The organism is Actinoplanes sp. NPDC051633, assembly GCF_040681735.1.
In the GTDB taxonomy this organism is placed as follows: domain Bacteria; phylum Actinomycetota; class Actinomycetes; order Mycobacteriales; family Micromonosporaceae; genus Actinoplanes.
In genome coordinates, this window is sequence record NZ_JBFAZH010001508.1 from 1 (window position 1) to 1,577 (window position 1,577).

A 1,577-nucleotide genomic window follows, 5' to 3' on the forward strand; every position below is an offset into this window, starting at 1 on the left:
GCCGGCCAGCGCGGCGAGCAGGGTGCTCTTGCCGGCCTGCTGCCCGACGACTCCGGCGAGTCGGCCGGCAGCGCCGAGATCGACGGCCTCGAACCCCACAAGGCACGCGACCGGGTCGGCATCGTCTTCCAGGACCCGCAGACCCAGCTGGTGATGGCGCGCAGCGGCGACGACGTCGCGTTCGGGTGCGAGAACCGGGGCATCCCGCCGGCTCAGATCTGGCCACGGGTCAGCGACGCGCTGGACCGGGTCGGCTTCCCGTACCCGATCACCCGCCCGACCTCGGCGCTCTCCGGCGGCGAGGCGCAGCGGCTCGCCCTGGCCGGCGTGCTGGCCCTGCGGCCCGGGCTGCTGTTGCTCGACGAGCCGACGGCGAACCTCGACCCGGCGGGCGCCGAGCTGGTGCGCGAGGCGATCCGCCGCTCCCGCGACGACGACACCACGCTGATCATCGTCGAGCACCGGGTCGCCGAGACGCTGCCGTTGGTCGACCGGGTGGTGGTGCTGGAACCGGGCGGGGGCGTGCGGGCGGACGGCTCGCCCGAGGTCGTGTTCGCTGCGTACGGCGACCGGCTGGCCGACGAGGGCGTGTGGGTGCCCGGCTTCGGCCTCCCGGCGCTGAAGTCACCCACCCCCGCCGGCGAACGGCTGCTGGACGCCGGGAACGTCGCCGTGGCGCATCGGCTGGCACCGGTGTCACTGTCGGTCGACGCGGGCGAGGTGCTCGCGGTGACCGGTCCGAACGGGACCGGCAAGTCGACGCTCGCGCTCACCCTGGGCGGTCTGCTGCCGCCGACGAGCGGGCGGATCACCGCCTTCGGGCAGCCGGATCCGCCGCACCGCTGGCGGGCCGCGCCGCTCACCACCCGGATCGGCTCGGTCTTCCAGAATCCCGAGCACCAGTTCGTCACGAGTACGGTGGCCGACGAGCTGGCCCTGGGGCTGCGACGGCTCAACCGGTCACCCGAGGAGACCGCCGCGACCGTTGATCGGCTGCTCGACCGGCTGCGGCTGACGAAGCTGGCCGCCGCCAACCCGTACACGCTCTCGGGCGGCGAAGCCCGCCGGCTGAGCGTGGCCACCGCGCTCGCCACCGCGCCACGGCTGCTCGTGCTCGACGAGCCGACCTTCGGCCAGGACCGCCGCACCTGGATCGAGCTGGTCAGGTTGCTCGCGGCGCTCCGCGACGAGGGGCACGCGGTGGTGGCCGTGACCCACGACGACGACTTCGTGCGGACGCTCGCCGACCGGACCCTGCCGCTGGGCTCAACCCGGCTGCAGGACCCTCTCCCCCGGCGGTCCCGGTGACGTTCACCCTGCAGCCGGTGGCGGACCCGGCGGCGCCGCTGGCCCGGCGCAACCCGGTCGCGAAGCTCGCCGCGGCCCTGCTCTTCTCGCTGCCGATGATCGCGACGCTCGATCCGCTCACCCCGGCGCTGGCGCTCGCGGTGGAGCTGGCCCTGCTGCCGTTGTTCGGTGTCCGGTTCTCCGTGCTCGCCCGGCGGTCGTTGCCGCTGCTCGTGGCCGCGCTGGGCGTCCTGGTGACGATGGTGCTGTTCGCGGCCGACCGCGGCGGG

At 74.8% G+C, this 1,577-nt stretch carries 1 protein-coding gene and 1 pseudogene; both read left to right on the top strand.

Translation table 11 applies throughout. The annotated features are described in order from the left end of the window. Nucleotides 1–1,308: ABC transporter ATP-binding protein (locus tag AB0M20_RS42595; protein WP_364307108.1), on the top strand; the 1,308-nt coding region annotated here is incomplete at its 5' end. Next, a pseudogene (locus tag AB0M20_RS42600) lies at nucleotides 1,305–1,577 on the top strand (energy-coupling factor transporter transmembrane protein EcfT); the annotation flags it as partial. The gene AB0M20_RS42595 and the pseudogene AB0M20_RS42600, both read left to right, overlap by 4 nt.